A 2,436-nucleotide genomic window follows, 5' to 3' on the forward strand; every position below is an offset into this window, starting at 1 on the left:
CGCCTATGCGCGGACGCGCTTGTGGCTGCGGAGCGGCGGATCGAGTCCCGGATCGCGGAGCGGCTGGACGATGCCATGAGGACCCGCCTCGATGCCTTGCTGACGGAAGACGCTGGCGGATCGGTCACGCGGTTTGTCTGGCTGCGTCAATTCGAGGCCGGGCAGAACTCGGCCGACATGAACCGTCTTCTGGATCGGCTGGAATTCCTGCAACGCCTTGGGCTGACCGAGACGGTTCTGGCTGGGGTGCCGCCGCACCGGATTGCCCGACTTCGCAGGCAGGGAGAGCGATACTTCGCGGGCGATTTGCGAGACATTTCCGGTGATCGCCGTCTCGCCATCCTTGCCGTCTGCGTACTGGAATGGCGCAGCGCCCTTGCCGACGCCATTGTGGAGACCCATGACCGGATCGTCGGCAAGACCTGGCGCGAGGCGAAGTCCCGACGTGACGCTCGTGCGGAAGATGCCAAGGCAGCGCTAAAGGACACCTTGCAGTCCTTCGCCACCCTCGGTTCGGCGCTGCTGGAAGCCCATGAAGATCGCGCATCGCTCGAGGAGGCTGTCGACAATGCCGGTGGCTGGTTATCCCTCAAGGGGCTGGTCGCGACAGCGGCCCAGTTGACAGACACCCTGGCCGCCGACCCTCTGGCGCATGTCGGACATGGGTATCATCGCTTCCGCCGCTACGCACCGCGCATGCTGCGGACGCTCGACATTCGCGCCGCGCCCGTGGCGGAACCGCTGCTGGCGGCGAGCACAATCATCGCGGGCACGGAGACGACGGAGATCCTGCCGCTGACGTTTCTGCGCCGGGGGTCGAAGTGGTTGCGGCACCTGAACGCGGATGGCGGCGATGCAGGCCGTCTGTGGGAAGTCGCGGTTCTGTTCCATCTGCGGGAATCCTTCCGCTCGGGCGATGTGTGGCTCGCCCATTCACGGCGGTTTGGCGACCTGAAGGAGGCGCTTGTTCCGGCAGAGGTTGCCCGCGCCACGCCGAAGCTAGCCATGCCGTTTGAGCCCGATATCTGGCTCGCCGACCGCAAGGCACGAATGTCCGACGCCCTGCGTCGCTTGGCGCGGGCTGCAAAGGCCGGGGCCATTCCGGGCGGGTCGATCGAAGATGGTGTGCTGAAGATCGACCGCCTGACCGCCGCTGTTCCCGAAGAAGCCGAAGCCATGGTCCTCGACCTCTACAAGCGCCTGCCGGAAATCAGGGTCACGGATCTCTTGCTGGAAGTGGATGACGAGGTCGGGTTCACCGAAGCCTTCACGCATCTGCATACGGGTGTGCCTTGCAAGGACAGGATCGGCCTCTTGAACGTGCTGCTTGCCGAGGGACTGAACCTCGGCCTCAGCAAGATGGCAGGGGCTACCAACACCCATGACTACTTCCAGCTCTCCCGCCTGTCGCGATGGCATGTCGAAGGCGAGGCCATGTCGCGCGCACTGGCAAAGGTGATCGAGGCGCAGTCCGCGCTGCCGATGGCACGGTTCTGGGGTGCCGGACAAACGGCATCGAGTGATGGGCAATTCTTCCCGACGACACGACAAGGCGAGGCGATGAACCTCATCAACGCCAAATACGGCCAAGAGCCCGGGCTGAAGGCCTACACCCATGTGTCCGACCAGTTCGGCCCCTTCGCCACCCAGACCATCCCGGCCACGGTGAACGAAGCTCCCTACATTCTGGATGGCTTGCTGATGACGGGCGCGGGCCAGAATATCCGCGAGCAGTATGCCGACACGGGCGGCTTCACCGACCATGTCTTCGCGGTAACAGCCCTCTTGGGCTTCCAGTTCATCCCCCGCATCAGGGACCTGCCATTGAAGCGCCTCTATCTCTTCGACCCGGCAGCCTGCCCCAAAGAGCTGAAGGGGCTGATCGGCGGCAAGATCAAGGAACCCCTCGTCACGGCAAACTGGCCCGACATCCTGCGCAGCGCTGCCACCATGGTCGCGGGCGTCATGCCCCCGAGCCAATTGTTGCGGAAGTTCGCTGCCTATCCCCGACAGCACGAGCTGGCCTTGGCCTTGCGCGAAATCGGACGTGTCGAGCGCACGCTCTTTATCATCGACTGGCTGCTCGATGCCGACATGCAGCGCCGCGCACAGATCGGGCTGAACAAAGGCGAGGCTCATCACGCTCTGAAAAACGCCCTACGCATCGGCCGCCAAGGGGAAATCCGCGACCGGTCCGCCGAAGGGCAGCACTTCCGCATGGCAGGCCTCAATCTGCTCGCCGCCATCATCATCTACTGGAACACCAAACATCTCGGGCAGGCAGTCACAAGCCGCCACCGCGCCGGTCTCGACTGTTCGCCCGGCCTTCTGGCTCACATCTCGCCCCTCGGATGGGCGCACATCTTACTCACAGGGGAGTACAGGTGGCCGAAAAGAGCTTAGCGTAGGATTTAGCACCGTCCGGCAGCAGACCCC

The 2,436-nt window shown here is 64.0% G+C and carries 1 protein-coding gene; it reads left to right on the forward strand.

Annotated elements, in window-relative coordinates; translation table 11 throughout:
• A partial coding sequence (locus ACDP63_RS24555; RefSeq protein ID WP_409928825.1) for a Tn3 family transposase occupies positions 1–2,403 on the forward strand: 2,403 nt, incomplete at its 5' end.
• Positions 2,404–2,436: the final 33 nt, after the last annotated feature.

The sequence above is a fragment of the Paracoccus sp. P2 genome, from assembly GCF_046335115.1.
GTDB classification, from domain to species: Bacteria; Pseudomonadota; Alphaproteobacteria; order Rhodobacterales; family Rhodobacteraceae; genus Paracoccus; species Paracoccus pantotrophus.